The organism is Mycobacterium sp. IS-1556, assembly GCF_001499985.1.
Classification (GTDB): Bacteria; Actinomycetota; Actinomycetes; order Mycobacteriales; family Mycobacteriaceae; genus Mycobacterium.
This window is the reverse complement of sequence record NZ_LQIM01000038.1, coordinates 263,080-287,521: the sequence shown is the minus strand read 5'-3', so window position 1 is coordinate 287,521 and position 24,442 is coordinate 263,080. Positions and strand designations below refer to the sequence as shown.

The following is a 24,442-nucleotide window of genomic DNA, read 5'->3' as shown; positions in this document are numbered from 1 at the left end:
GGTTACGGCGAATGACGGTCAGCCGCGAGGCGCGTTCGTCACGCGGCGTCGGTTGTTGGTCCCGCTCGACTTTCGTTGTCGTCGTTCGGGGTTCGTCCGTCGACGATTTCGTCGGTTTCGTCGGACGGTCGGTGGAGACGCTCGGGGCGATGGTACTCGTTGACGCGGGCTTGCCCTGTGTCGAGATGTGGGGGTGGAATCCACTCGACGTCGTTGTCTTCGTTGATCCGTGTCTGCCAGCCGCCTGGCCCGACCATGCGGTTGTCGGGCCCACACGCCAAACCGAGTTCGTCGACGTTTGTTTGCCCGTCGTCGGCCCAGTCGCGAGCCGCGTGATGGGCTTGGCAACCGTAGGCAGGCACGGTGCAGCCCGGCTTCGTGCAGCCGCCGTCGCGGGCGATGAGCATAATCCGCTGAGCCGGCGAGGCCACGCGCCGAGCGCGAAACAAGTCCAGCGCCGACCCGGTCGCCTTGTCGAACACCGCCAGGTAATGGTTAGCGTGGGCGGCCATCCGAATCACGTCGCCGATGGGGATGACGGTGCCCCCACCGGTGACGCCGACCCCTGCCCGGCTCTCCAACTCCTGCAGTGTGGTGCGGACGATGATCGAGGCTGGTAACCCGTTGTGCTGCCCCAATTCACCGCTTTCCAGCACGCTGCGCCCGACCGCGACCAGCGCGTCGTGCTGGCGCTGCGCCAGACTGCGGTGGTCGTTATCGATCTGGGCCTGTGATGGCGTACCTGAAACGCAGGGTTGCTCGTCGTCGGGGTTGCACATGCCCGGCGCCGCCCACTTCGCGAAGATCGCCTCGTATATCGCCCAGGCTTCGGGAGTCAGATTGCCTCTGAACGGGATCATCTTGTCTGACCCCTGGGGTCCTTTCCACACGCCACGGCGCCGCGCGCGTTCACGCTCGTCGGGTTCGGGACCATCCTGGTCGAGCAGGAACAGGATGCGCTCGGCGTTGTCTTTCAATTCCTTCGGTCCCACGCCGATCGCGGTGCGCACCAGGTCGACTTCGATCTGTGCGCGGGTGCCGGCGTCGACGCCGGCCGGGATGCGCTCCATCGCCTCGCGCACGACCTTGACATGCTCGCGATTGATCGACCCGTGAGCTTGGGCCAGTGCGGTGCAGGGTAACTCGGGCTCGAGCGGTTCACCCGTCAGTGTGCGACGCGGACCCAACTTGGCGGCTTCGTCGAGCCGGCGGCCGGCCTCACTGGTCGAGATCCGCCACCGGATCGCCAGCACGTCGCGCCAGGATTTTGCGCCCATTTCCGTGGCGGTGGTCTCCCCTTGCAAGCGCGCCAACATGCGATGGCTCTGAGTCGGCAGCTGGCAGGCGAGGGCTTCAAGGTCGTCAAGCGCACCGATCAGGTCGTGCTCGGTGAGCGCCTCGATGGGCAACGCGGCCAGCTCGTCATAGGCGGCGCGAAGCGAGGCAACCGTGGCCTGCACCGCTTCCGCACTCATGACTCGAACGTATGTGCGAATTCTAAGAACTTCGCGACGTATCTCTGAAAGGTTCCATGAGAGTTGGCGACGTTCCACTCACCGGGCACTCCCGGTGTCGACCGGCGGCTCCGACGGTTGACTGCAATGGTGAGCAACGACATCACGCTGTCCGAATTGCAGGAATTCATCGCGGCCTACTGGTACGCCTACGACGAGGCGAACTACGACGACATGGCGGCGGCGAAAGCCGAGAACATCCGATTCGTAACCCGCAGCGATTCGGGCGCAAGCCCCTTCGAAGAGCTTATGTCGCCGGAGCTGCACGGCCGCGACGCCGTCATGGAGTGGCTCACCGACCACCGCAAGCAGAGCCCGTACCCGCTGCGTCACCACGCCACCAACGTGCACCGCACCGGCGTTAAAGAGGACGCCGCTCTCGTCCGTTTTTATATCTTCGTCAACCAGATCGCGAACTTCGTGCCGTTCGCGGTGTCCAGCGGTATCGCCAACGTCGCGGTGCGCCGCGGTGCCGACGGGCTCGAGTTCACCGAAATGGAGATGGTTCTCGACACCACCGACTCGGTGCCACTGGCCGAGCTCGCCACCGAAACCGCAGCATCCGGCAGCTAGTTCGGTGACCGCTCGCGAGACGTTCTCCGGCGGCGTCGCGGTCATCACCGGCGCCGGTAACGGGATCGGGGCCGGTCTGGCCCGCCATGCCGCCGCGCTTGGCATGACGGTGGTGCTTGTCGACGTCGATGGTAAGGCGATCGCCGCACTGCGTGACGAACTGCCCAGCTCCATCGACGCCGTGTGCGACGTGCGCGATCCGGATGCGCTGGAAAGACTTGCAGCCCAGGTGTACTCCGAGACCGGTCCGGTGCGGCTGTTGGTCAACAACGCCGGTGTGGAACAGTTCGGCTACCTGTGGGACACGCCCGTGGTCAACTGGGATCGCCTGGTGGCGATCAACGTCAGCGGCGTCTTCTACGGCGTGCGCGCGTTCCTGCCGCACATGCTCGCCGCCGATACGCCGTCGTGGGTGTGGAACGTCTCGTCGATCGGCGGCGTCGCGGCGGTGCCATTGCAGGCGCCGTACATCATGAGCAAGCACGCGGTGCTCGCCCTCACCGAATGCTTGCGCCTGGAGGTGCAATTGGCCGGCCACGCCGACCGGATCCATGTGCAGGCGGTGTTACCCGGCGCGGTGAAGTCGAACATCTTCGAGGCGGCAGGCGGTGTCGACGGCGGCGATGTCGCGGCGGCCGAGTCGCAGCGATCGGCGATGCTCGACATCAAGGCCGACGCGATGGACCCGATCGAGGCGGCGCGGACGGTGTTCGAGCAGGCGGCCGCAGGCGATTTCTATCTGCTGACGCAACCCGAATATGTCGGCAACGCGATGGCTGAGCGCGCCGACATCCTGGCGGACCGCCGCCCGCCGGCGCTGCGCACCAAGCGTCGTTTCGATCCAGCACAGCAATGACGATCTCCAAAGCCGCTGAACCGCTGTTGGATCCGGACGCCGCGGCCCGCGTCGCGGAGTTCGGTGTTGTGCCGCCGATGCGCGAGCGCGGACTGGCCGCGGTCCGCGAGGCCCTGGAGTCCGCTCCCCTGCCTCCCATGCCGGAGATGGCCGAGGTGGAAGACCGGGTGATCGACGGACCGGTCGGGCAGATTGCGTTGCGGATCTACCGACCGACTGTGCAGGCGGCGGCGCCGGCGATGGTCTACTTCCACGGCGGCGGCATGGTGTTGGGATCGAATCATTCGTTCGAACCGCTGGCGCGCACCCTCGCCGAGAAATCCGGCGCCACCGTGGTTTCCGTCGACTACCACCTGGCGCCGGAAGCGCCGCCCCCGGCCCAGTTCGACGACGCATACACCGCGACGTCCTGGGTTGCGGCGAATGCGCACGAACTCGGCATCGACGCAAGCCGATTGGCGGTGGCCGGCGACAGCGCGGGCGGCACCCTGGCCGCGGCCGTCGCCCTGGCCGCCCGAGACCGCGGCGGCCCAGACCTGTTCGCGCAGCTGCTGATGTACCCGGGACTCGACAAGGATCTGACGGTGCCGTCGGTCAGAGCCATGCCCGACGCCCCGATGCTCACCCTCGTCGACATCGAGTACATGTATGAGTTGGCCGACGGCCCCGACCACCCGTACGCGGTGCCCGCCCGTGCGGACGATCTGTCCGGTCTACCGCAAGCCATCGTCGTGACCGCGGCCGCCGACCCCATTCGGGACTGGGGCGAGCGATACGCCGCACGACTGCAGGACGCCGGCGTGCAGACCACACTGACCCGCTATCCCGGGGCGTATCACGGTTTCCTGATGCGGTCGGACGCCACCGCGCGTGGTCGGTTGGCGGTGGCCGAGATCGGCGCGCTGATGAGCGCCAAGTTCGCCAACCCCCTGCCCTTCTGAGCGCGCCTCCGTCCGCGCGAGCCTTCGCGCGAGCAGACGCAAATGTCCCTCAGACCTCGGCGTGTCGGGGACATTCGCGTCTGCTCGACGGGAGAAATGAGCGTGTCCCGATCACTGGACAGGTGGCCTTTCGAAGGTGCGCGGCCGCACCACAATCGAGCCATGCTTACCGACCAGCAGCGCATGGAGCTTTCCGACGTTCTGCGGCCGGCGTCGCCGCCGCGTGAGATCGACGATATCTACACCGACGATCAGCGCGAGCGCCTGCTCGACGTGGTTCGCACGCAGGGGCCGTGGCGGCTGATCATCGCCCAGCACTTCGCCTCTGCGGAAGAGCTGATGGCCACGATGAGCGGCATGTTCCCGGAGGGCTTCGAACCGTCCCTGGACCTGTTCCTGACGCCGACATTCCGTGGCTACCTGGCCAACTACGGCACCGTGCTGTATCCCGAACTGCACGACTGCTTCTACAACCAGCGCTTCGTGGAGTTGGCGAAGAGCTATTGGAACGCCGAGTACGCCAAGCCGGAGATGATGTTGTTCAACATCAATGGGCCGTGCGCCAACCGGGATCCGGGCCACCTCGACTCCCCCAGCTTCCGCGGTGTGCGTCACGAGAACGCGCCGACATGGCTCACCAGCGTCATGGGCAAGTCCGGTCTGTTCCGCGACTACCTGATCAAGATGGCCCAGGTCATCACCTGGTTCTCACACGACGAGAGCAGCGGCTTCACCTACTGGCCGGACGGTCCGCTCAAGGCGCCGCGGCGTCTCCTGCCGCCGGTGTACAACCGCGGTGTGCTCGTGCAGAACGAGATGATGGTGCACCGCGGCGAGGCCAACGGCCCGCTCGAGCAGCAGACCCCGGCGGGCCTGGCGTTCGACACGGTGTTCACCGGCGACCCGGCCGACAAGGATGCCTGGCTGCTGAAGAACGGCAACGACGTGATCGCCCGCCACCACACCGACGAACTGCGGTTCCTGGTGCACTGGTCGGCCGAAGTGTTCGCCGACTACGACGAGTTGAAGAAGAACATGGACGGCAGCGACGACCTGACGATCGACAAGGCCATCGACATGCTCGTCGACGACGCCGGCAAGAAGGGGATCAAGCTCGACGTGCCCGGCGAGCCGCTGCACGACCCGGAGTTCATCGGGGCGCTGAATGCGGTCTACGACCTTGGCGGGCCGGCCGAGTACCCGAAGGAAGCGCCGATCAGCGCGTTCCAACTCGCCTGACCCAGAAAGGCTTTCAGCGTGGAGCGCTTCAACGACCGGCGGATCATCGTGACCGGCGCCGGATCCGGCATCGGTGCGGCCACCGTCGCCCGACTGCTCGACGAGGGCGGAACGGTCGTCGCCTGCGACGTCTCACCGGACGGCCTGGCGGCGACCGCCACCGCGGCCGACGACGCGGGCACGGGCAAGCGGTTGACGACGACGGTGCTCGACGTCTCGGACGAAGCTGCGGTCGCGGCGGCCGTCGACGCGGCGGTCGCCGAGATGGGCGGGCTCGACGTGTTGGTCAACGCCGCAGCCATCCAACGGTGTGCGCACACCCACGAGCACACGCTCGAGGACTGGAACACGACGCTGGCAATCAACCTCACAGGCACCTTCCTGATGACGCGGCGCGCCTTGCCTGCGTTGCTCGACTCTGGCCGCGGCGTGGTGGTGAACTTCACCTCGACTGCCGCTTCGTTCGCGCATCCCTATATGGCCGCGTATGCCGCCAGCAAGGGTGGCGTCCTCGCGTTCACCCACTCGCTGGCACTCGAATACTCCAAACAGGGTCTACGCGCGGTCAACATCCAACCCGGTGGAGTCGCAACGGCTCTGGCCAATTCGACGCTGGACAAGATGCCTGAAGGTTATGACCTGGCGCTGTGGGCGAAGCAGACGCCGCTGTTGCACGGCCGCGAGAGCGAGGTCCTGGGCGACCCGAGTTCGGTCGCGTCGGTCATCGCCATGGTCGCCTCCGACGACGGCGCCTTCATCACCGGCACCGAGATCCGCGTCGACGGCGGCGCGCACGCCTAGCGCTCAGCGCACCACCACGTCGCTCGGCTCGCGCGGCGCGCCCAGCATCGCCCGGTGCGATGGCGGTTGCCGGCCACCGTCATCCGTGACGCCATACCGCTGCGCCAGTTCGGCACCGATCAAGGTGTGGCCGCTCAGTTGGTCCAGTTCCGGGTCGCGGTACAGCGCGTCGATCACCCGGCCGGTGAACTCGGGGGTTTCCGCGTGTTCGGCCATGGTGGCCAACGCTTCCGGCTTGCCGTCGAACGCCGCGCGCATCTTCTCGGTGAGCAGGATGCCCATCCAGATCGACACCGTATTCACCGCCGTATCCCGGAAGTCGATCGCCATATCAGCGGCCATCTTGTCGATGCCGGCCTTCTGCGCACCATAGGCCGGCCCGTGCATGTAACAGACCGAACCCGGCGAGGACGTGAACGCGATCAACCCGCGCGGCCGGCGCACCATCAACGGAGCGGCGTAGTACGACGCGGCGTAGGCCGAACGTAATCCGACGTCGAGGATATCGCCGAGTTCAAGCTCCTTCTCCCAGAACGGCTTCGGATCAGTAAGCGCGTCGTGGACCGCCGCGGCGTTGTTGACGAGCAGGTCCAGGCCACCGCACTCGTCGGCTACCCGGCTGAACAGCGCGGCAACAGCGACATCGTCGCGATGGTCGACCCGGACCGCGATCGCACCGTCGCCGGCATCGGTCACCGTCCGTCCCGTCGCGTACACCCGCCAGCCGCACGCCAGCAGTGCCCGGGCGATGCCCCGGCCGGCGCCGCGGCTCGCACCTGTCACGACGGCGACCGGCGCGTCGAGGTTTTCGGTCACCACACGAGATTACGGTGCGGCGTACACCGTAGGGCTAGAACGTGACCACCACCTTGTCGGTCGCCCCGGGGGTGGAGGCGGCCTCTAACGCCGCGTCGATGTCCTCGAACGAGAATGTGTGACTGACGATCGTCTGGTACTTGCTGCCCGACGAACTCGACGACGCAGCGGAATGCCCGCTGGCGACGATCTCGGCTCCCCTCCTCGACTCGACCGGCGCGATCGTCATGTCGGTGTCGGCTCAGCCGTATCGGCGGCTCAGCCCGGAAGCGGTTCGTGACATCGGGGCGCAGGTCCTTGCCTTCGCAGAGGACGTCCGGCCGCTGGTTGCGCAGTACGTCGCCGGCGGAGGCTAGTCGACGACCTCATCGAGGATCGGGACTGAACCGCGCCTCGCCGCATCCTCGATCGATTCGCGAAGCGCCGCGCAGACGAGGACCAGGCCCCGGCCGTGATTCTTGAGCGCCTCGGCCTCGCGCAATTCTTGGCAGCTGGCCATCGCATCCGCGTCCCACTGGATGCTGGTCTGCTCCCAGCTGCTCTTGCGAACCAGTACGCGGGCACCACAAGTGCCGCAATCGACAGGAACCAGCGGTGAATCCTGCAGACGGTTGTCGACGCGAACAGCCATGAGAGCCTTACCCGCTGGCCGCCTGTGCGATGTTCGCCTCAACCTCCTGCTGCCAGGCTTCGCGGGGCCGCGTGACGTCGATCTCGTATTCGAAGCGGTCGACCATGTCCGGTGCTACGTCGGCGACGTCCACGTAGAACTGCTCGTACCACCGGCGCAGCTGATACACCGGCCCGTCCTCCTCGCACAGCAGCGGATTGTCGATGCGGGCCTTGTTCTTCCAGATCTGCACGTCCTGCTCGAAGCCGACCTTGACCCAGTCGCCGAGCGCGATCGCAGCCTGCATCGCCGCTTCCTCGGGAAGGTTTGCCGACTTCTTGACGATGATGCCGTACTGCAGCACAAAGGAATTGGCGTCGATCGGGTAATGGCAGTTGATCAGAATCGTGTTCTGATCGTCGTTCTCGAAATGGTAGGTCAGGTCGTCGATCATGAACGAAGGGCCGTAGTAGGACGCCACCGAGGTCGTGCCGAGCAGTCGCGGCTGACCCTCTGGATCAGGAATGTCCCCACGGGAACCGCTGTTCATGTACTGCGTCGCGAGATGCCCTTCGAAGATGTTCTTGAAGTGTGTCGGCATCGAGCCGTGGATGTAGAAGAAATGGGCCATGTCGACGACGTTGTCGATGATCTCGCGACAGTTCGTGTTGACCACGGTCGTGTACCAGTGCCAGTCGGTCCACTCATTGCTCGTGGCGCCCTCGATCCGCGGAACGGTCACGTCATCGGGCGGCGGATTGCCCTCGGGATCGTTCCACACGAACAACATCCCGTCCTGCTCGAGCGTGGTCCACGTCGCGGTGCGCGCCAGGCGCGGTGTGCGCTTGCTGTAGGGAACCCGCTTGCACCGGCCGTCACCGCCCCACCGCCAGTCATGGAAGGGACACGCGATCTCGTCGCCCTTCACCGTGCCCTGGCTGAGGTCGCCGCCCATGTGCCGGCAGTAGGCGTCGAGAACGTTGATCTTCCCGTCGCCGCTGCGAAACACCACCAACTTCTGACCGAACGCGCTCACCGAATGCGGTTGGCCGTCACCGAAATCACGGATGAGCCCCAGGCAATGCCAACCCCGGGCGAACCGGGTCGGCGCCGACCCAGCTTCGATCTGTCGGACCTCGACATCGGACTCTAACGTCATTGGACCTTTGTACTCCCGCACGCAACGGCGCAACACCGATCGTTCCGCTCATCAGGACGCCTGGTGCCAACGGACGCCGAGACGGCCTAGCGTCAGGCCGTGACCACTGCGCCGCACCCCGCCATTCCCTCGAGCGTGCCCCTCGAGGACTGCACCGTGGACCTTCTGGTCGTGGGATCCGGCACCGGGATGGCGGCCGCGTTGGCGGCCCGCGAGCAGGGCCTGAGCGTCTTGATCGTCGAGAAATCCGATTACGTCGGCGGTTCGACGGCGCGCTCCGGCGGAGCGCTGTGGTTCCCCGCCAGCCGGGTGCTCGCGGAGAGCGGTGGCGGCGACACCACGCAGCGGGCACAAACGTATCTCGACGCGGTGGTCGATGGCACCGCAGCGGCACAGCGATCCACGGCGTTTGTCGCACACGTCGACGCGACCGTCGAGCTACTGCGGCGGACCACGCCGATGAGGCTGTTCTGGGCGAGGGACTACTCGGACTATCACCCGGAGGCGCCCGGCGGTTCCGCGGCGGGCCGGACATGCGAGTGCCGCCCGCTGGACACCGCCGTGCTCGGTGCGTACCGCTCGCGACTGCGTCCCGGTGTCATGGAGGCGAAGATCCCGATGCCGACGACGGGCGCCGACTATCGCTGGCTCAACCTGATGTCGCGGGTTCCCCGAAAAGGTTTGCCTTTGGTGGTGAAACGGCTCGGCCAAGGCGTCGGCGGCCTGCTGTTGGGCCGTCGGTACGCCGCAGGTGGTCAAGCGCTGGCCGCCGGACTGTTCGCCGGTGTGCTCAAGGCCGGCATCCCCGTTTGGACCGCGACGTCGTTGCAGCGGCTCACCACCGATGACGACGGCCGCGTGACCGGCGCGGTCCTCGACCATCGAGGCCGCTCGATCACCGCCGTCGCCCGCCGCGGCGTCGTGCTCGCGGCCGGCGGCTTCGACCACAGCATGGACATGCGCTGGAAGTTCCAATCGGAATCGCTCGGCGAACATGCAAGCCTCGGCGCGGAGACCAACACCGGCGATGCGATCCGCGTCGCCCAAGAGGTCGGCGCCGCAATCGATCTCATGGACCAGTCGTGGTGGTTCCCGGCCGTCGCCGCGCTCCCCGGCGGTGCCCCCAAGGTGATGCTGGCCGAACGCTCACTGCCTGGATCACTGATCGTCGACCAGACGGGTAACCGGTTCGTCAACGAAGCGACCGATTACATGTCGTTCGGCCAGCAGGTGCTGGAACGTGAACGCGCGGGCAATCCGGTCGAATCGATGTGGATCGTGTTCGACCAGAAGTACCGCAACAGTTACGTCTTCGCCGCCGATCTGTACCCACGGATGGCCATTCCGGCGGCGTGGTACGACGCCGGCATCGCGCACCGCGCCCATGACCTCGCCGACCTCGGCCGCAAGATCGGCGTACCGGAATCGCCGTTCGTCGCGACTATGCACCGGTTCAACGAGATGGCCCGTGCCGGACAGGATTCGGACTTCGGACGCGGCCGCAGCGCCTATGACCGCTACTACGGAGATCTGACCGTCACGCCGAATCCGAATCTGCGGGCGCTCGAGCGCGGCCCGTTCTACGCGGTGAAGATGGTGCTCAGCGACCTGGGCACCTGTGGCGGCCTGCGCGCCGACGAGCGGGCACGGGTGCTACGCGAGGACGGCACCGCCATCGACGGCCTGTACGCGATCGGTAACACCGCCGCCAACGCATTCGGGGCCACCTATCCCGGTGCCGGCGCGACGATCGCGCAGGGCATGGTGTACGGCTACATCGCGGCGCACGACGCGGCTGGCGGATAGTCAGTCGTCGGCTTCGGCCTTCTTCTCGATCTCGTACCAGTACTCGGGCGCCGGCCACGGAACTTTCGTACGGCCGCCCTCCCCCGCTTTGGGGAACGAAGCCTGAGCCTCATCAAGCTCTTTGATCATCTTCAACGCCAGCTCGCGCTCGTTGGCGTAGTACCGCTCGGCCCACTGCAGCGCCACGCGGGCGTATGCCCAGGCCGGATCCGCGCCCGCCCACCGAGCGTCCTTGGCGGCGTTGCGATGCATCTCGTCGGCATACGCCACGTGTTCCTGCAGCACCTCTTTGAGCCGGTCGGGTGTCGTCAGATGTCCCAACGTCACCCGCAGCAGCGGCCCATGCTTGAGATTGGGCGGATCGACCGGGGCTTCGTTCGCCCACCGCGTGACCGCATCGAGGCCCGCCTCGGTGATCTTGTACAACCGGCGATTGCGCGCGCCCGTGTCGTCCGAGCGCGATGTCACCAGGCCGAGTTTCTCCAACTTCTTGAGCTCGGTGTAGATCTGGCTGTACGCCGGGCTTCCGTAGTAGAAGCGCATGCTCCATTCGATCCACTTACGGATGTCGTAGCCCGAGAGTTCGTACTCGTACGACAGCATGCCCAGCAGCGCAAAACTGGTCGCCGCCAGGTTCGGCTTCGCGCCAGACGCGTCGTCGGTCATTTGTCCAGACTAACAATGGCAGGTCAGATAGGTCGTCGTCTCACCACTGGCCGGGACATGGTGTTGCGGCCCACCGCCGATCCGCCGACGCTGAGGCGGTGACGACTTCACCCCTCGAGCAGCTGCGGGAGGTCTACGAACCTCTCGCGCAGTCGGTACGTCGACTCATCGACGTCAGCATCCGCACGCACGCCGACGAGGCGACGGTCAAGACCGCGATCGACAACATCGACTGCGCCGCAAACCAACTCGAGAGCGCCGCGCTGCGAGCCGGCTCGTTCGGCCTCGAGCAAACCAACGACGGACAGCCTATGGCCTGGGGCAACGTCGTGATGGGAGTGCGCAACCCCGTCGCTCCCCCGCTGATCGTGCACCATGAGGCCGATGGATCAGTATGGGCGGATTTTGTGCTCGGCGCGGCTTTCGAGGGTCCGGCCGGACATGTACACGGCGGGGTGTGCGCGATGCTGCTCGACCATGTTCTCGGCGCCACCGCGCATAAACCCGGAATGCCTGCTGTCACAGGCACTTTGACGCTGCGCTATCGTCGCGGCACCCGGCTGGGACGGCCGCTGCGCGCCGAGGCTCATGTCGATCGCGTCGACGGTGTCAAGACCTTCGCGGTCGGGCACATCGCCGACGACGAGGGCGTCACCGTCGAGGCCGAGGGCATCTTCATTCACCCTGGCAGAGGCGCTCGCGACGACGTGGGATGAGCAGACAAAGCTCACCGCGAAACCGGAAAACCGCTATTCAGCGGGCCGGCCGCCGAACAGGCTGCCAGAATCAGCTGTGGACATCGAGCACCCCGAAGCGCACAAGCGCGGGGACGACGGCCGCTACGAGACGGAAACTCAACGGTTGGACCGCAATTGGCTGAGCCTTCTGCAGGAACTGCGGGTCGCGCAGACCGGAGTCCAGCTGCTCACCGGCTTCCTGTTGATCTTGCCGTTCACCGACCGCTTCTACGGGCTGGACCTCGTCATGCGGACGGTGTATCTGGTCACCGTGGGCTGCTCGATCGGGGCGACGATCCTGCTGATCGCCCCCGTCAGCATGCACCGGCTGCTGTTCCGCCGTCGCCGCATGAGAGTGCTGGTGTCCTCGGCGCACACCTACGCGCTCATCGGCATGCTCCTGCTGGGTATCGCCCTCGCCGGCGTGGCGACGATCATCTTCGACACCGTCGTCGGGCGGACCCCGGCCTGGATCGCCGGTGGGGTTTCACTGGTCGCGCTCGCTCTGTTCTGGTACGCCCTGCCGCTACGCCGACGTGGCTCCGACGCCGCATCATATTGACGTTTGCGCCCCGATCCGCCTGGGAACTCCTGCGCCATGTTGATTCGACGTATCGCGCGCCCGATGCTGTCAGCAGCCTTCATCGCCAGAGGTGTCGAGGCCTTACGCAGCCCGAAACCGGCGGCCGACGCCGCACGCCCCACCCTCGAGGGGTTGAGCAAGCTGCCCGATCCCGTCGGCACCAACGTGCCCGCCAACGCCGAGACGGTCGCCCGGGCTACTGCGGCCGTCCAGATCGGCGGCGGACTGCTCCTGGCCACCGGCAAACTGCCACGGGTGGCTTCGGCGGCGCTCGCGCTCAGCGTCGTGCCTGGCAGCCTTGGCGGGCATACGTTCTGGAGCGAGACCGACCCGCAGCGCAAAGCCGACGAACGCCGCGCATTCATCACCGATGTGAGCTTGATCGGCGGGCTGATCATCGCCGCAGTCGACACCGAAGGCAAACCCTCGCTCGGCTGGCGCGGTCGACGCGCGGCACACAAGGTGTCCGAAGCGGTCACTGCGGCGCTGCCCGTCGGCGCAGCCGCAGGTGGCGCACTTTCTGACAGTGCGTTCGCGGACAAGGTCGGCCACGGTCTCCACGTCGGCGCGGAACGAGGTCGCGAGCTCGCCGGCGTCGCGCGCGAACGCGGCGCCGAGCTCGCCGAGGTTGCGCGCGAGCGCGGCCCGGAGATCGCCGAGTTGGCACGCAAGCGCGGTGCCGAACTGGCCGATGTCGCACGCGAACGTGGACCGGAGATCGCCGAGGTCGCGCGCAAACGAGGAGCGGTGCTCGCCGACGCCGCGCGCGAGCGGGGTTCGGAGTTCGCCGATGTGGCCCGGGACCGCGCACCGGAACTGGCCGAGACCGCGCGTGGTCGTGCCGCGGAGCTCGCCGAGACCGCGCGCAAGCAAGCCAAGACGGCGCGGAAGCAGGCCGAGCAGGCGCGCAAAGAGGCCAAGCGGCAACAGCGCAAGCTTCGCTGAGGCTCCCGGGGCGCGCGCCAAAGGGACCCTGACCGGTGCCGCTCACCGGTACATTGACCCGAATGACTAGCGGAAACTTCGCACCCGACCCCGGCCAGTACGGCGGCTATTCGACGAGCGGGCAGCCCGGTGGCCTGCTCATGCGCTGGCTCGCCCGGCTCATCGACGGAATCATCGTCGGAATCGTGAGCTGGCTGCTCGCGTTCGCGACCGACAGCGCCTCCAACATCATGGTGACCGGCCTGTTCACCGGGGTCTTGATGTTCCTCTACTTCTTCGCATTCGAGACCACTCAGGGCTGGACACCGGGCAAGAAGGTGCTTGGGCTCAGGGTCCGCGGGCCCGGTGGAGCGTCCAAGCCGACGGCCGCGCAGTCGGCCATCCGCAATTCCTGGACGGTGCTTCCGGTCATACCGTTCGTCGGCGGCCTACTGGGGGTCATCGCGATCATCGTCATCGCAGTCACGATCAGCGGAAGCCCGACCAAGCAGGGCAAGCACGATGAGCTCGCAGGCGGCACCCAAGTCGTCAAGGGCTGACGACGACTCGGGGCGTCAGATGACCAGCCCGAGTAGCAGCACCAGCGCCAGGCCGGTCACCGACAGCACGGTCTCCATGATCGACCACGACTTGATGGTCTGCCCCACCGTCATGCCGAAGAACTCCTTGATCAGCCAGAAGCCCGCGTCGTTGACGTGTGAGAAGAACAGCGAACCCGCGCCCACCGCCAGCACCACCAACGACACCTGGCCGGTGCTCATACCCTCGACCAGACCGAGCATCAACGAGGACGCGGTGATCGTGGCAACCGTCGCCGAACCCGTCGCCAGTCGGATCAACACGGCCAGCACCCACGCCAGCAGGATCACCGAGACATTGGCTCCCTTGGCCCACTCGGCCAGTTGGGTGCCGATACCGGTATCGACCAACACCTGCTTGAATCCGCCACCGGCCGCGACGATCAAGATGATGCCCGCGACCGGGGGCAGCGACGATTCGATGCACTTGGTGATCTGATCGCGGGTCATCGCGGCGCCCCGGCCGAGCGTGAAGATCCCGACGATGACGGCGATCAGCAACGCCATCAGTGGGCGGCCCAGGATGTCGAAAGCCTGTCGCAGTACGTTGCTTTCGTCGTCGATGAAGATGTCGGCGAGCGCCTTGCCCATCATCAGACCAACCGGCAGCAGCACCGAGAACAGGGTGATACCGAACTTCGGCCGGACACGGGTCGCAGTCTGCGTCGCGGTGCCGCCTTCGGCCTGCGCAGTTCGCGCGCCGCCACCACCGTTGCCGCCGAAGTCGTCGGCTTCGAACCGGTCGGGGATGTCGATGACGACCCAGCGGCCCGCGAGCTTGCCGAATAGCGGCCCCGCGACGATCACGGTCGGAATCGCAACGGCCACACCCAAAGCCAGGGTGACACCGAGGTCAGCGTCCAACAGGTCGATTGCGGTCAACGGACCCGGATGTGGGGGCACCAACCCGTGCATCGCGGAAAGGCCTGCCAGCGCAGGTATTCCGATGGTTATCAGCGAGAGGCCCGACCGTTTGGCCACCAGGTAGATGACCGGCATCAGTAGGACCACGCCGATCTCGAAGAACATCGGCAGGCCGATGATCGCGCCCACCAACGCCATCGCCCACGGAAGCGCCCTCGGCGAGGCACGTCCCACGATCGTGTCCACGATCTCATCGGCCCCTCCGGAGTCGGCGAGCAGCTTGGCGAACATCGCACCCAACGCGATCAGGATGCCGACGCCGGCCGCGGTGGTGCCGAAACCGTCGCCGAACGAGTCGAGCACGTCGCCGATGTTCACGCCGGAGACCACACCGACGGCCAACGCACCGAAGATCAACGCGAGGAACGGGTGGATCTTCGCGACCGTGATGAGCACGACGATGAGCGCGATACCGGCCAGCGCCGCGGCGATCAACTGCCAACCCGACGCGACGGGTTCAGGCAACTCGGTGTCGGCCGCCAGCAAGGTGAGCGTCGCGTTCATCAGTTCTCCTCGGTTGAGCGCACATCGGTTGAGACCACGAATTTTTCGACGATGGCATCGATGCTCTGGTCGACATCGATATCGACACCGCGCTCATCGGGTTCCAGTGGTTCGAGTGTGTCGAATTGCGAGGCCAGCAGCGAGGCGGGCATGAAATGACCGGGCCGGCTGGCCTGTCGCCTCGCGATGACCTCCGGTGTCCCGGTCAGATGCAGCATTTCGATGCCGGGGCAGTGCCGTCGCAACTGATCGCGGTATTTGCGCTTGAGCGCCGAGCAGCTCATCACCCCGCCGGTGGCGCACCGCTCGGCCAACCATTGACCGATCGCTTCCAGCCACGGGTAGCGGTCGTCGTCGTTCAGCGGTTCACCGGCGGTCATCTTCGCGACGTTCGCCGGCGGATGGAAGTCGTCCGCGTCGGCGAACGGAACCCGCAGGCGCTGCGCCAGCGCGGCGCCCACAGTCGACTTTCCGGAGCCCGAGACGCCCATGACGACGATTGGTGAGGCCATTCCTCCACCTACTCAACTTGTGTTTGGCGTCACACAGCATGCCTTAAAAGGCATACTATTGCAATAGGGTTACACAAAGATATGTCTTTAGCCTGGTAGGTAAACCTATGAAAAGATGTATGCGTGGCGTCTGAACCAATCGTCGGCGCGTTGCACGGCGGTCTGCTCACTGCGCTCGGGACGGCGATCGTTTCCGGAGAGTATCCAGCCGGGGCGGTGCTCACCCTCGACGGAGTAAGCGCGCGGCACGGGTTGTCACGCAGCGTCGCGCGCGAGGCGATCCGCGTGCTCGAGTCGATGGGCATGGTGGAATCGCGGCGCAGGGTCGGCATCACGATTCAGCCCGCCCAGAAGTGGAACGTCTTCGACCCCCGATTGATCCGCTGGCGGTTGGATGCCGGCGATCGTGCCGCTCAACTGGTTTCGCTCTCCGAGCTGCGCCGCGGCTTCGAACCTGCCGCGGCGGCGTTGGCCGCGCGGCGGGCCGATCCCGATCACTGCCGCATCATGGCGGCAGCCGTTTCCGACATGGTGATGCACGGGCGGGCCGGTGACCTCGACGCCTATCTGGAGGCCGACAAGCTGTTTCACCGGACCTTGCTGGAGGCCAGCGGGAACGAGATGTTCCGTGCGCTGGACGGCGTGGTCGCCGAGGTACTCACCGGGCGGACGCATCACGGCATGATGCCCGCGACACCGAACCCGGCCGCCATCGACCTGCATGACGAGGTCGCACGAGCGATCAGGATGCGCGACGAATTAGCCGCCGAGAAGGCGATGCGCGCCATCATCGACGAGGCGAGTTCAGCTGTATCCGAAGAGGTTTCAGAGCCGAGCTAGACCGCATGCCGCATGCCGGCGCCGTCTTCAGCGGCCCGGCGGCGGGGATCGTGGTTAACTTCTGAGGTGGACAGGCAACCAACCCTGGCGCGCCGATTCTTCGAGCGACTCGAACCCGTGCACGCCGTCACCTATTTCGCTCCTGAGGCTCGCGCCGCGCTCGACTTGCTGGGCTACAAGGGGTTCTGGATGGGATACTTCGCGGCCCGGTCGGCACCGTTCGGGGTGGTGCCCGCCGAAGTGGTGGCGGCGGCTTTCTACAACTTCGCCCCCCACCGCGTTGCCAAAGCCTTGCCCGCGGTCTGGGACGTCGCTGCGCCGGCCGACGCGCTGCGCGCTCGACTGGATTCCGCTGTTGCGGCGCTGAAGCGGTACGGCGTGGGGGACGGCGACGACGTGGCCGTTGCGGCGGATCTGGCGACAAAGGCGGCGCGTAACGCCTCGCTGGACGGCCGCGTCCTGTTCGCCGCCAATGCCGCGCTGCCGTGGCCGGACGAGCCGTTGGCCAAGCTCTGGCATGCGACCACGTTGCTGCGGGAACAGCGCGGCGACGGCCACGTCGCGGCGCTCGTGGCCCATGGAATATCGGGTCGCGAAAGCAATGTCATGCACGCCGCGGCAGGCCGGGTGCCCACGGAGATGATCATGCGCAGCCGCGACTACGACGACGAACAGTGGCGCTTCTACGAGGGCCGGCTTGCGAGCCGCGGACTCCTCCACGACGGCGGCCTCACCGATTCAGGCCGCGACCTCAAGCAGCGGATCGAGGACAGCACCGACAGACTTGCGCTGCCTGCGTTGGACGCCTTGGACGATGGCGAGGTCGAGACACTGTTTCGGGCATTGACTCCGATCACCCGCAAGGTGATCGCCGGCGGCGACCTCCCGGCCGCGACGCCGATGGGCCTCAGCCGCGATGACCTCGACGACGACAGCGCCCACCTGAGCTGATTTCTTGTCCGCGAGCGTGTGTGTTTGCGCACGACATGCCACGGTCTGCCAGCATTTTGAGCACGTTCACGGCACGCTGAGTGTCGTGATGGTGCTCAAATCGGTGGTGCTGTTCGTCCTCGCCGCGGTGCTCGAGATCGGCGGCGCGTGGCTGGTGTGGCAGGGGGTGCGCGAGCACCGCGGCTGGTGGTGGATCGGCGCGGGCGTGATGGCGCTCGGCGCTTACGGTTTCGTCGCCGCGTTTCAGCCCGACGCCCACTTCGGCCGGGTGTTGGCGGCCTACGGCGGCGTCTTCATCGCCGGTTCGCTCGCCTGGGGCATGGTCGCCGACGGGTTCCGGCCCGACCGATGGGACGTTACCGGCGCCCTGATCTGCCTCGTCGGGGTGGGCCTGATCATGTACGCGCCGCGGTAACTCATGCTCGCGGCAGAACGGTCAGGTCTCCTACGGTTGGTTGCGGTTCCACTCCAGCCAGCCGACGCCCGTACGGCCGTCGGCTGTCGTCACCGTGGCCCAGGCGCGCGGGAAATGGCTGATCCGACCGTCCGGCGAGGTCAACAGAACGGGCGCGTGACCGCGGACCTCGACCGTCGCCGTGACGTCCCCGGGCGTGAGCGTGAGCGCTGTCTGCACCGGTAAACCGTTGTCGGCGAACGTCTCTCGCGCCGCGACCGTCTGCAGCTCGGTCAACGGCTCGTCGGGCGCTTGCACGTAACCGATTCCGAGCGGCGGCGCACCGGGAATGCGGATGTCGACGCCGTGCAGGTGGGTGCCGTCGTCGAGGTGCAACGCGCTCCACACCCAGTCCATCGCCCACCAGTCGCGCACACCCCAGGAGTGGTCGCGCTGCCCCGGCACGTCGGTGAACGTGAACTCGCGGCCGTCGACCCGAACGGAGCCCGACACCGTGCACGGAATCTCGTATCGCGGGGTCATCCGGTACAGATACGGCGTTCCCGCCGTCGTCCACTGCAGTTCCATCGACACATCGACCGGTCTGCCCGGCTCGTCACGCAGCAGTGCCGCCGGATCGTCGTGCGCGTGACCGCGTCCACGCATGGTGACGCGGTAGGTCTTCAGCGGTTCGGTGGCCGTGAGTACCAGCTCGATGGCACCGGTGTCCTCGAAGTCGAGCAGGGCGTAGGTCGGCATACCCGGACCGCACACCAAGCTGTTGACCCAGGACGTCTTCAGGTTCGGGTACAGCCCGAGCCGCACCCATCCTCCGATCTCCTGCTGCGGGTCGACGAAGTCGAAGTACCAGCTTTCGTTCCACAGCGGCTCGTCACCGGCGGGATGTTCGCCTTCGTCTTCCACCGACGGGCAAAGCGGCTCGGGGGCAACGGGTTCGGGCAACACGCTCAGCGCGTTGACGTCGAGAACGTGCTCGCAATGGCGCTTCAGCATGGTCATGAACATCTCGTCGCCACGGTCGGTCCGCTCAACCAGCATCGAGGAGATGATCGCCATCATCACTCCGAAGAAACTCTGCCTGCGCACGCCGTCGCGGACGTCGTCGAGACTGATGGGCGCGTCCGGCCCGAGCGCCCGGTGGTAGGCGACCAGCAGCGCGTCGTAGTGCTCGCGACGCAGGTCGACAGGCAGCGCGCAACCCAGGAAGTATGCGACGTCCGTCATCGCCGGCCCCCATGTGACGGTCTGCCAATCCACCACGGTGAGCGGACGGTCCGCGCCGGGTTGCCCGAACAGCATGTTGTCGAGGCGGTAGTCGCCGTGCACGAGTCCTTTGACCCGGTCGGCCGCGGCCTCCGCGTCGAGATACGCGTCGAAGCTGCCGACCAACCGTTCGCACACCAGGCGGTGCTCGGGCGCGATCTTGTCGGCGTAGCGCTCCGCGAACGCGGCGTACAGCCCAGAGATCAGCGCCTGGTCGACCGGTGCGTCACGGTTGAGCCAGTCGGCGCTGGCCGCCGCCGCGTCGCCGAGCAGCGGGCCGTGCAAGCGGCCGAGTTCGGCCAGCGCCAGCATCGCCTGTTCGGCTGCAGCGCCGCGGATTTCGTCGCCGACGATCGCAGGCCCCGCGTCGCCGAGCAGGAGATGGAACGCGCCGGTGTCGGCGTTGAAGGCGGACGAGAAGCACGGCGCGACCGGTCCGCCGATGCGCGGCGCGATGTCGGTGTAGAACCGCACCTCGCGTTCGTAGAGGCCGAGCGCCAACCCGGTCTGCCTGCTGACCGGGTCACTGGCGGCGACCTTGAGCACCACCGACGCCGGTCCGTCGTCGCCGCCCGAATACGTCAGTGCGACGCGGTAGCACTCGCTCATCTGGCCGGTGCCAATGCGCTCGTAGTAGAAGTCCGCGACCGGTACGCCGAGCGACGACGTCAGCCATTCGGCGGTCAGGTCTGCGGGACGCTCGACGACTGTCGTGGGCACTGGTCACCTCCGTGTGACAGGGGCCCGGCGGGCCACCACTTATCGCGCGGCCAGCGAGAAGCCTTCCCACGCTTCCCTGCGGGCGGCATGGGGGTCGTACTCGATGCGCGGACGCTGATCAAACACTCGCACAGCACGGTCGGCGGTGGTGTAGGCAGGCCAGTCGGCGCCGGGAATCCCGGTGCGGGCGAACTCGCGCCAACGGTGCTGCACGTCATCGCTGACGCGCAGCGCGGTGCGGCGATCGCCGACCGCGGTGAGCAGTCGACCGAACTTCGTGCGGTACACGTCGAAAACGGCCAGCAGTTCGGTGGCGTGCGTGGCGCCGAGCCCCGACCAACGCAGGGGGCGCGGCGCGTAGTCGTAGCGGTACAGGTAGGTCGGGGCATGGCGGCTGTGTGCCTCGGCGATCTGCCATGCGGCCGAGCCGAATGCGAAGTCGCCGCCGAATTGGATGCACGCGCTCTGATCCGGATATCCCGGATACGCCGCTGTGATCCGTTCGCGCTCTTCGGGTTCGGTTTCGGCGAGCAGCCGCTCGATCATCGGCTCCGACATCGGCAGCAGCTTGAGGAAGCGGCCGAACAGCCGCGCCTCCTCGGCGTTCGTCCCGACGATCAGCGGCACCCGGTGCGCCGTCCCACTGCGCATCGCCTCGATCGGGTCCAGCGGCAGATAGTCGGTGCCGCTGGTGGGCCCCGCAGCGAAAGCTCCCAGCATCTCGCGCTGCCCCTGTCTGACGAGCCGTTCGAACGCGGTCACCAGGTCGGCCGGGCGAGCCGCCATCACCGCGTCGGCGCCGTCGTGCTCCCCCGCCCCGAGTAGCGCCGCGAACCTCGTCGCGTATTGGGCCGCCACCTCCGGGGTGCGGACCATTCCCGCGGCCGGGCTCTCCGAAATCGCATGGGCGAACAGCCCTTTGGCCGCGGGTACGGCGAGCAACGTGGCCACGGCGTGCGCACCGGCGCTCTCGCCGAAGATCGTCACCTTCTCGGGGTCGCCGCCGAACACCGCGATGTTGTCGCGGACCCAGCGCAACGCCATCGCCAGGTCGCGCAGGTACAGGTTGTCGTCGAACGTGACGTCCTTGTTGGACAACGACGAAAGGTCCAGGCAGCCGAGCGCACCCAACCGGTAGTTGACCGAGACGTAGACACAACCGTTGCGTGCCAACGCCGCACCGTCGTAGATCGGCGTGGCCGAACTGCCCATGAAGTAACCGCCACCATGAATGAAGACCATGACCGGCAGTGCCGACTTTCGGGCCGCCCCCGACCGCTTCTTCGGGCTCACCACGTTGAGCGTCAGGCAGTCCTCGCTCATCGGCTGGTACTTGCCGGGCGCCAGCATCGTGTACATGCGTTGCTGCGGCGCACAGTTGCCGTATCCGTGGCAATACCGCACGCCGCGCCACGGCAGCACGGGCTGGGGGGCGCGCAGTCGCAGCGGACCCACCGGCGGGCGGGCATAGGGAATGGCTCGCCACCGGTTCACCCCATCGCGGGTGAAACCCTCGACCGTGCCGGAGGAGATCGTTGCGCGGACAGTGTGTTCGTGCATCACCCGACGGTAGCAATGCTCTTCCGCCGCGCCTGGTCATGGATTGCGTGTCGGACCGCTAGCCTGGCCGTATGCGAATGGCTGTGCTGATCGCGTCTGTGCTCGTAGCGGGATGTTCCTCGACGACCGGCGGGGAGGCCGAACGAATCGAGCCGATTCCGCCGGACCCCTCGGCGAGTTCACCCTCGGTCACCACGACCACGCCGAGCACGACCAAGCCCGTCGCTCCGCCCGCACCCGGCGCGCCGGTCGGGGCCGTCATCGCCTGGATCGAGGCCGGCGAACCTGCCGATGACGCGCAGTACCATGCGGCCACCCGCGACGGCCAGACCACACAGCTCGGCGACGATGTCGCGTTCACGACGCCGTCCGGCAAGACCAGCTGCATGACCGACGCCGACTACAGCGAAGGCGCCCTGGCGTGCCTGGTGGATTTGCTCGACCCGCCGCCGCGGCCGGCGGACGCCTACGGTGAGTGGAAGGGCGGCTGGGTCGACTACGACGGCAGCAGCCTGACAGTCGGATCCGTGCACGGCGATCCGGGTCGGTTCACCGCCGGTCAGGGTCCCGAGCTGCCGTACGGCCAGACCTTGGCGTTCGGCAACTACCGCTGCCGTGCCGATCCCGTCGGGCTGTTCTGCGTCAATTACGCGAACCGGTCCGCAGTGAAGTTCAGCGACGCCGGCATCGAACCGTTCGGCTGCCTGCAACCGGTCACCGCGCCCCCGCAGACCGGCGAGAAGTTCAGCTGCTGACCGGCGGGGCCTCACGCCGCACTGATCAGGCCACGCCCTTCTGCTTCAGCAACGGCAGCACACCTTCGGCGAACCAGTACGCCTCCTCCAGGTGTGGGTAGCCCGACAGGATGAATTCGTCAAAGCCAAGCGAGTAGTACTCGTAGATGAGGTTGGCGACCTCCTCATGGCTGCCGACCAGTGCCGTGCCGGCACCGCCGCGGACCAGCCCGACGCCGGCCCACAAGTTCGGGTAGATCTCCAGCTGGTCGATCCGGCCGCCGTGCAGGGCGGTCATCCGTCGCTGCCCCTCGGACTCCGATTTCGCATGCAATTCAGTGGCTTTGGCGATCTGCTCCGAGCTCAGCCTGGCGAGCAGCTCGTCGGCGGCCGCCCACGCAGCCTCCGAGGTGTCGCGACTGATGGTGTGCAACCGGATTCCGAATCGCACGGTGCGGCCCCGATCCTCGGCCAGCTTGCGGACGCGGGCGATCTTCGCCGCCGCGGCTTGTGGCGGCTCGCCCCAGGTCAGGTATACGTCGACGTACCGTGCGGCGATCGGCATCGCGGCGGGTGAGGACCCGCCGAAGTAGATCTGCGGCAGTGGGTCCGGCGGCGCCCACACCCGTGCGTCGGCGACGGTGTAGTACTCGCCCTCGAAATCGACCGAGGGTTGACGCCAGACCGAGTCGACGATGTGGAGGAACTCCCCCGTCCGTGCGTAGCGCTCGTCGTGGTCGAGCCAGTCGCCGAAGCGGCGCTGCTCGAGGTTGTCGCCGCCGGTGACGATGTTGAGCAGCACACGACCCTCTGAGAACCGCTGCAGCGTCGCGGCCTGCTGCGCGGCGAGTGTGGGCGGTGTCAGCCCCGGCCGGAATGCGACCAGAAACTTCAGCCGCTCGGTCTCGGCGATCAGGGCCGAGGCGGTCAACCAGGCGTCCTCGCACCAGGTTCCGGTTGGCGTGAGTACTCCTTCGTAGCCGAGGCGGTCGGCGGCGCGGGCCACCTCGGCCAGGTAGCGCCGCGACGGCGGCCGGTAGTTGGCGGGCACGGTCTGCTGCGACGACGCGTGCGACGAGCCGACGATGGAGCGGCTGTCGCCGCTGGTGGGCAGGAACCAGAAGAACTTGGCGGGGGTTGGCAACGAGACTCCTAATTGCGATTAATTGCGATCCAGATACAGGGGCTTGAGCACATCGGTGTAGCGGCGGTCGACCCACCGCGCGAAGTCCGGTGCGGCCGCGATCTGTTCGGACTCCGCGAACAGGTCGGCCATCTCCTGCTCCGATGCGATCAACTCGTCTGACAAATCGGTGGGCAACCGCAGGCTGCGGCCCTGCGCCAGCGCGGCGACCGCGGGATCGAGACCGACCTCCTCGCCGTAGCGCTTCGCCCACTGTTCGCGGTGATCGTTGGCCCACCGCACTGCCTTGGCGTACCGCTGCAGCAGATCGCTCAATGCGGTGTTGCGCTTCGGGTCGGCCAACGCGGCTTCGGACGCGACGCCGAACCCCGCGCCGTTGGTGATGCCGGTGGCGCGGGCGATGCTGCGCACCGCGTGATCGGTCTCCGCCGCAGCGGTGTAGGGGTCCCATACCGCCCACACGTCGACGCGGCGCTGGGTGAACGCCGACAACGCGTCGGCGGGCTGTAGGAACACCAGCTTCACGTCGGACACGCTCAGCCCTGCGCGATTGAGCTGAACCAACGTATGTCCGTGCGCCGAACTGCCTTTGGCGACGGCGATGCTCCTACCGCGCAGGTCTGCTATGCGTTGGATGGGCGCGTCGACGTGGACCAGGATCTGGTCGCCGTATCCACCGCCGTCGTAGGCCGACACCACTTTGACCTTGGCGTTCGAGGCGGCACCGAAGATCGGCGGAGTGTTACCGGTGATCGCGAAGTCGATCTTGCCCGCGGTGGCGGCCTCGATCTGCGGTGGCCCGGACGTGAACGTCGAGAAGTTGATCTCGTACGGCAGACCGTCGAGCGCTCCGGATGCGCGTAGCAGCGCCTCGGTGCCGCCCTTCTGGTCGCCGACGTTGAGTGTGACTCCGGCGAGTTCGGACAGCGGCACGGTGGCCGGCGCCTCCTGGGCCACCGGGCTTTCCTCCCGCGACACGCACCCGGTGAGCAGCACGCCGAGCAGTACGAGTGCAGCGATGACTCTGGGCATGGCAATTCCTCTCGGTTGC

At 66.9% G+C, this 24,442-nt stretch carries 26 protein-coding genes and 1 pseudogene; 15 read left to right on the top strand and 12 right to left on the bottom strand.

Annotated elements, in window-relative coordinates; genetic code table 11:
- Nucleotides 1-38: 38 nt before the first annotated feature.
- A complete protein-coding gene (locus AU187_RS19700; RefSeq protein WP_059102220.1) occupies nucleotides 39-1,475 on the bottom strand; it encodes an HNH endonuclease signature motif containing protein in 1,437 nt (478 codons plus the stop codon).
- Between the two features lie 129 nt (nucleotides 1,476-1,604).
- Here AU187_RS19700 and AU187_RS19695 point away from each other — a divergent pair, with 129 nt between their 5' ends.
- The 5 genes from AU187_RS19695 (at nucleotide 1,605) to AU187_RS19675 (ending at nucleotide 5,924) form a co-directional block, all read left to right on the top strand.
- Nucleotides 1,605-2,087, top strand: coding sequence for a nuclear transport factor 2 family protein (locus tag AU187_RS19695; RefSeq protein ID WP_059102325.1), 483 nt, complete (start codon nucleotides 1,605-1,607; stop codon nucleotides 2,085-2,087).
- Between the two features lie 4 nt (nucleotides 2,088-2,091).
- Nucleotides 2,092-2,943 (top strand): SDR family oxidoreductase, encoded by an 852-nt coding sequence (locus tag AU187_RS19690; RefSeq protein WP_059167220.1) that lies wholly within the window; start codon nucleotides 2,092-2,094, stop codon nucleotides 2,941-2,943.
- A complete protein-coding gene (locus AU187_RS19685) occupies nucleotides 2,940-3,884 on the top strand; it encodes an alpha/beta hydrolase (RefSeq protein WP_059102218.1) in 945 nt (314 codons plus the stop codon). Before AU187_RS19690 ends, AU187_RS19685 begins: the two co-directional genes overlap by 4 nt.
- Before the next feature lie 162 nt (nucleotides 3,885-4,046).
- Entirely contained in the window at nucleotides 4,047-5,123 is a 1,077-nt protein-coding gene (locus AU187_RS19680; protein ID WP_059102217.1) for a hypothetical protein, read from the top strand.
- An 18-nt stretch (nucleotides 5,124-5,141) separates the two neighbouring features.
- Nucleotides 5,142-5,924: an SDR family NAD(P)-dependent oxidoreductase gene (locus AU187_RS19675; RefSeq protein ID WP_059102216.1), complete on the top strand. Its 783-nt coding sequence runs from the start codon at nucleotides 5,142-5,144 to the stop codon at nucleotides 5,922-5,924.
- A gap of 3 nt (nucleotides 5,925-5,927) precedes the next feature.
- Here the strand turns inward: AU187_RS19675 and AU187_RS19670 are convergent, their stop codons facing one another.
- Both AU187_RS19670 and AU187_RS26055 read right to left on the bottom strand, forming a co-directional pair.
- Nucleotides 5,928-6,740: an SDR family NAD(P)-dependent oxidoreductase gene (locus AU187_RS19670; RefSeq protein ID WP_059102324.1), complete on the bottom strand. Its 813-nt coding sequence runs from the start codon at nucleotides 6,738-6,740 to the stop codon at nucleotides 5,928-5,930.
- 34 nt (nucleotides 6,741-6,774) lie between these two features.
- Nucleotides 6,775-6,882 (bottom strand): annotated as a pseudogene (locus tag AU187_RS26055) (theronine dehydrogenase); the annotation flags it as partial.
- A gap of 91 nt (nucleotides 6,883-6,973) precedes the next feature.
- On the opposite strand from AU187_RS26055, the gene AU187_RS26050 reads away from it, so the two are divergent.
- On the top strand, nucleotides 6,974-7,096 hold the full coding sequence (locus tag AU187_RS26050; protein WP_286132071.1) for a hypothetical protein: 123 nt from the start codon (nucleotides 6,974-6,976) through the stop codon (nucleotides 7,094-7,096).
- On the opposite strand, the gene AU187_RS19660 is transcribed toward AU187_RS26050, so the two are convergent.
- Together AU187_RS19660 and AU187_RS19655 are read right to left on the bottom strand one after the other, a co-directional pair.
- On the bottom strand, nucleotides 7,093-7,371 hold the full coding sequence (locus AU187_RS19660) for a hypothetical protein (RefSeq protein ID WP_059102214.1): 279 nt from the start codon (nucleotides 7,369-7,371) through the stop codon (nucleotides 7,093-7,095). The genes AU187_RS26050 and AU187_RS19660 overlap by 4 nt on opposite strands.
- A gap of 7 nt (nucleotides 7,372-7,378) precedes the next feature.
- Nucleotides 7,379-8,509 carry a 3-ketosteroid-9-alpha-monooxygenase, oxygenase component gene (locus AU187_RS19655; protein ID WP_059102213.1) on the bottom strand — a complete coding sequence of 377 codons (1,131 nt, stop codon included), beginning with the start codon at nucleotides 8,507-8,509 and terminating at the stop codon, nucleotides 7,379-7,381.
- Between the two features lie 99 nt (nucleotides 8,510-8,608).
- On the opposite strand from AU187_RS19655, the gene AU187_RS19650 reads away from it, so the two are divergent.
- The gene (locus AU187_RS19650; RefSeq protein ID WP_059102212.1) at nucleotides 8,609-10,315 is read left to right on the top strand and encodes a 3-ketosteroid-delta-1-dehydrogenase; all 1,707 of its coding nucleotides are present in this window, start codon (nucleotides 8,609-8,611) and stop codon (nucleotides 10,313-10,315) included.
- On the opposite strand, the gene AU187_RS19645 is transcribed toward AU187_RS19650, so the two are convergent.
- Nucleotides 10,316-10,981 carry a PadR family transcriptional regulator gene (locus tag AU187_RS19645; RefSeq protein WP_059102211.1) on the bottom strand — a complete coding sequence of 222 codons (666 nt, stop codon included), beginning with the start codon at nucleotides 10,979-10,981 and terminating at the stop codon, nucleotides 10,316-10,318.
- 98 nt (nucleotides 10,982-11,079) lie between these two features.
- On the opposite strand from AU187_RS19645, the gene AU187_RS19640 reads away from it, so the two are divergent.
- The 4 genes from AU187_RS19640 (at nucleotide 11,080) to AU187_RS19625 (ending at nucleotide 13,785) form a co-directional block, all read left to right on the top strand.
- Complete coding sequence (locus tag AU187_RS19640) at nucleotides 11,080-11,697, top strand: PaaI family thioesterase (protein WP_059102210.1); 618 nt, start codon at nucleotides 11,080-11,082, stop codon at nucleotides 11,695-11,697.
- 76 nt (nucleotides 11,698-11,773) lie between these two features.
- Nucleotides 11,774-12,280: a DUF6328 family protein gene (locus tag AU187_RS19635; protein WP_059102209.1), complete on the top strand. Its 507-nt coding sequence runs from the start codon at nucleotides 11,774-11,776 to the stop codon at nucleotides 12,278-12,280.
- A 36-nt stretch (nucleotides 12,281-12,316) separates the two neighbouring features.
- Nucleotides 12,317-13,246 (top strand): DoxX family protein, encoded by a 930-nt coding sequence (locus AU187_RS19630; protein ID WP_059102208.1) that lies wholly within the window; start codon nucleotides 12,317-12,319, stop codon nucleotides 13,244-13,246.
- A gap of 62 nt (nucleotides 13,247-13,308) precedes the next feature.
- Nucleotides 13,309-13,785 (top strand): RDD family protein, encoded by a 477-nt coding sequence (locus AU187_RS19625; RefSeq protein ID WP_059102207.1) that lies wholly within the window; start codon nucleotides 13,309-13,311, stop codon nucleotides 13,783-13,785.
- A 15-nt stretch (nucleotides 13,786-13,800) separates the two neighbouring features.
- On the opposite strand, the gene AU187_RS19620 is transcribed toward AU187_RS19625, so the two are convergent.
- Together AU187_RS19620 and AU187_RS19615 are read right to left on the bottom strand one after the other, a co-directional pair.
- Entirely contained in the window at nucleotides 13,801-15,252 is a 1,452-nt protein-coding gene (locus AU187_RS19620) for a GntP family permease (RefSeq protein ID WP_059102206.1), read from the bottom strand.
- On the bottom strand, nucleotides 15,252-15,764 hold the full coding sequence (locus AU187_RS19615) for a gluconokinase (protein ID WP_059102205.1): 513 nt from the start codon (nucleotides 15,762-15,764) through the stop codon (nucleotides 15,252-15,254). The genes AU187_RS19620 and AU187_RS19615 overlap by 1 nt, the downstream gene beginning before the upstream one ends.
- A 123-nt stretch (nucleotides 15,765-15,887) precedes the next feature.
- On the opposite strand from AU187_RS19615, the gene AU187_RS19610 reads away from it, so the two are divergent.
- The 3 genes from AU187_RS19610 (at nucleotide 15,888) to AU187_RS19600 (ending at nucleotide 17,970) form a co-directional block, all read left to right on the top strand.
- Nucleotides 15,888-16,604 (top strand): FadR/GntR family transcriptional regulator, encoded by a 717-nt coding sequence (locus AU187_RS19610; RefSeq protein ID WP_059102204.1) that lies wholly within the window; start codon nucleotides 15,888-15,890, stop codon nucleotides 16,602-16,604.
- Between the two features lie 66 nt (nucleotides 16,605-16,670).
- On the top strand, nucleotides 16,671-17,555 hold the full coding sequence (locus AU187_RS19605; protein ID WP_059102203.1) for an SCO6745 family protein: 885 nt from the start codon (nucleotides 16,671-16,673) through the stop codon (nucleotides 17,553-17,555).
- Between the two features lie 88 nt (nucleotides 17,556-17,643).
- Nucleotides 17,644-17,970: a YnfA family protein gene (locus AU187_RS19600; RefSeq protein WP_059102202.1), complete on the top strand. Its 327-nt coding sequence runs from the start codon at nucleotides 17,644-17,646 to the stop codon at nucleotides 17,968-17,970.
- 30 nt (nucleotides 17,971-18,000) lie between these two features.
- Here the strand turns inward: AU187_RS19600 and AU187_RS19595 are convergent, their stop codons facing one another.
- Nucleotides 18,001-19,953, bottom strand: coding sequence for a DUF7064 domain-containing protein (locus tag AU187_RS19595; RefSeq protein WP_059102201.1), 1,953 nt, complete (start codon nucleotides 19,951-19,953; stop codon nucleotides 18,001-18,003).
- Between the two features lie 39 nt (nucleotides 19,954-19,992).
- Complete coding sequence (locus AU187_RS19590) at nucleotides 19,993-21,513, bottom strand: carboxylesterase/lipase family protein (RefSeq protein ID WP_059167229.1); 1,521 nt, start codon at nucleotides 21,511-21,513, stop codon at nucleotides 19,993-19,995.
- 71 nt (nucleotides 21,514-21,584) lie between these two features.
- Between AU187_RS19590 and AU187_RS19585 the strand changes: the two genes are divergently transcribed.
- Nucleotides 21,585-22,268: a hypothetical protein gene (locus AU187_RS19585; protein WP_059102200.1), complete on the top strand. Its 684-nt coding sequence runs from the start codon at nucleotides 21,585-21,587 to the stop codon at nucleotides 22,266-22,268.
- A gap of 25 nt (nucleotides 22,269-22,293) precedes the next feature.
- On the opposite strand, the gene AU187_RS19580 is transcribed toward AU187_RS19585, so the two are convergent.
- Entirely contained in the window at nucleotides 22,294-23,391 is a 1,098-nt protein-coding gene (locus AU187_RS19580; protein ID WP_059167219.1) for an LLM class flavin-dependent oxidoreductase, read from the bottom strand.
- Between the two features lie 18 nt (nucleotides 23,392-23,409).
- Nucleotides 23,410-24,423, bottom strand: coding sequence for an ABC transporter substrate-binding protein (locus AU187_RS19575; RefSeq protein ID WP_059167218.1), 1,014 nt, complete (start codon nucleotides 24,421-24,423; stop codon nucleotides 23,410-23,412).
- Between the last annotated feature and the right edge of the window lie 19 nt (nucleotides 24,424-24,442).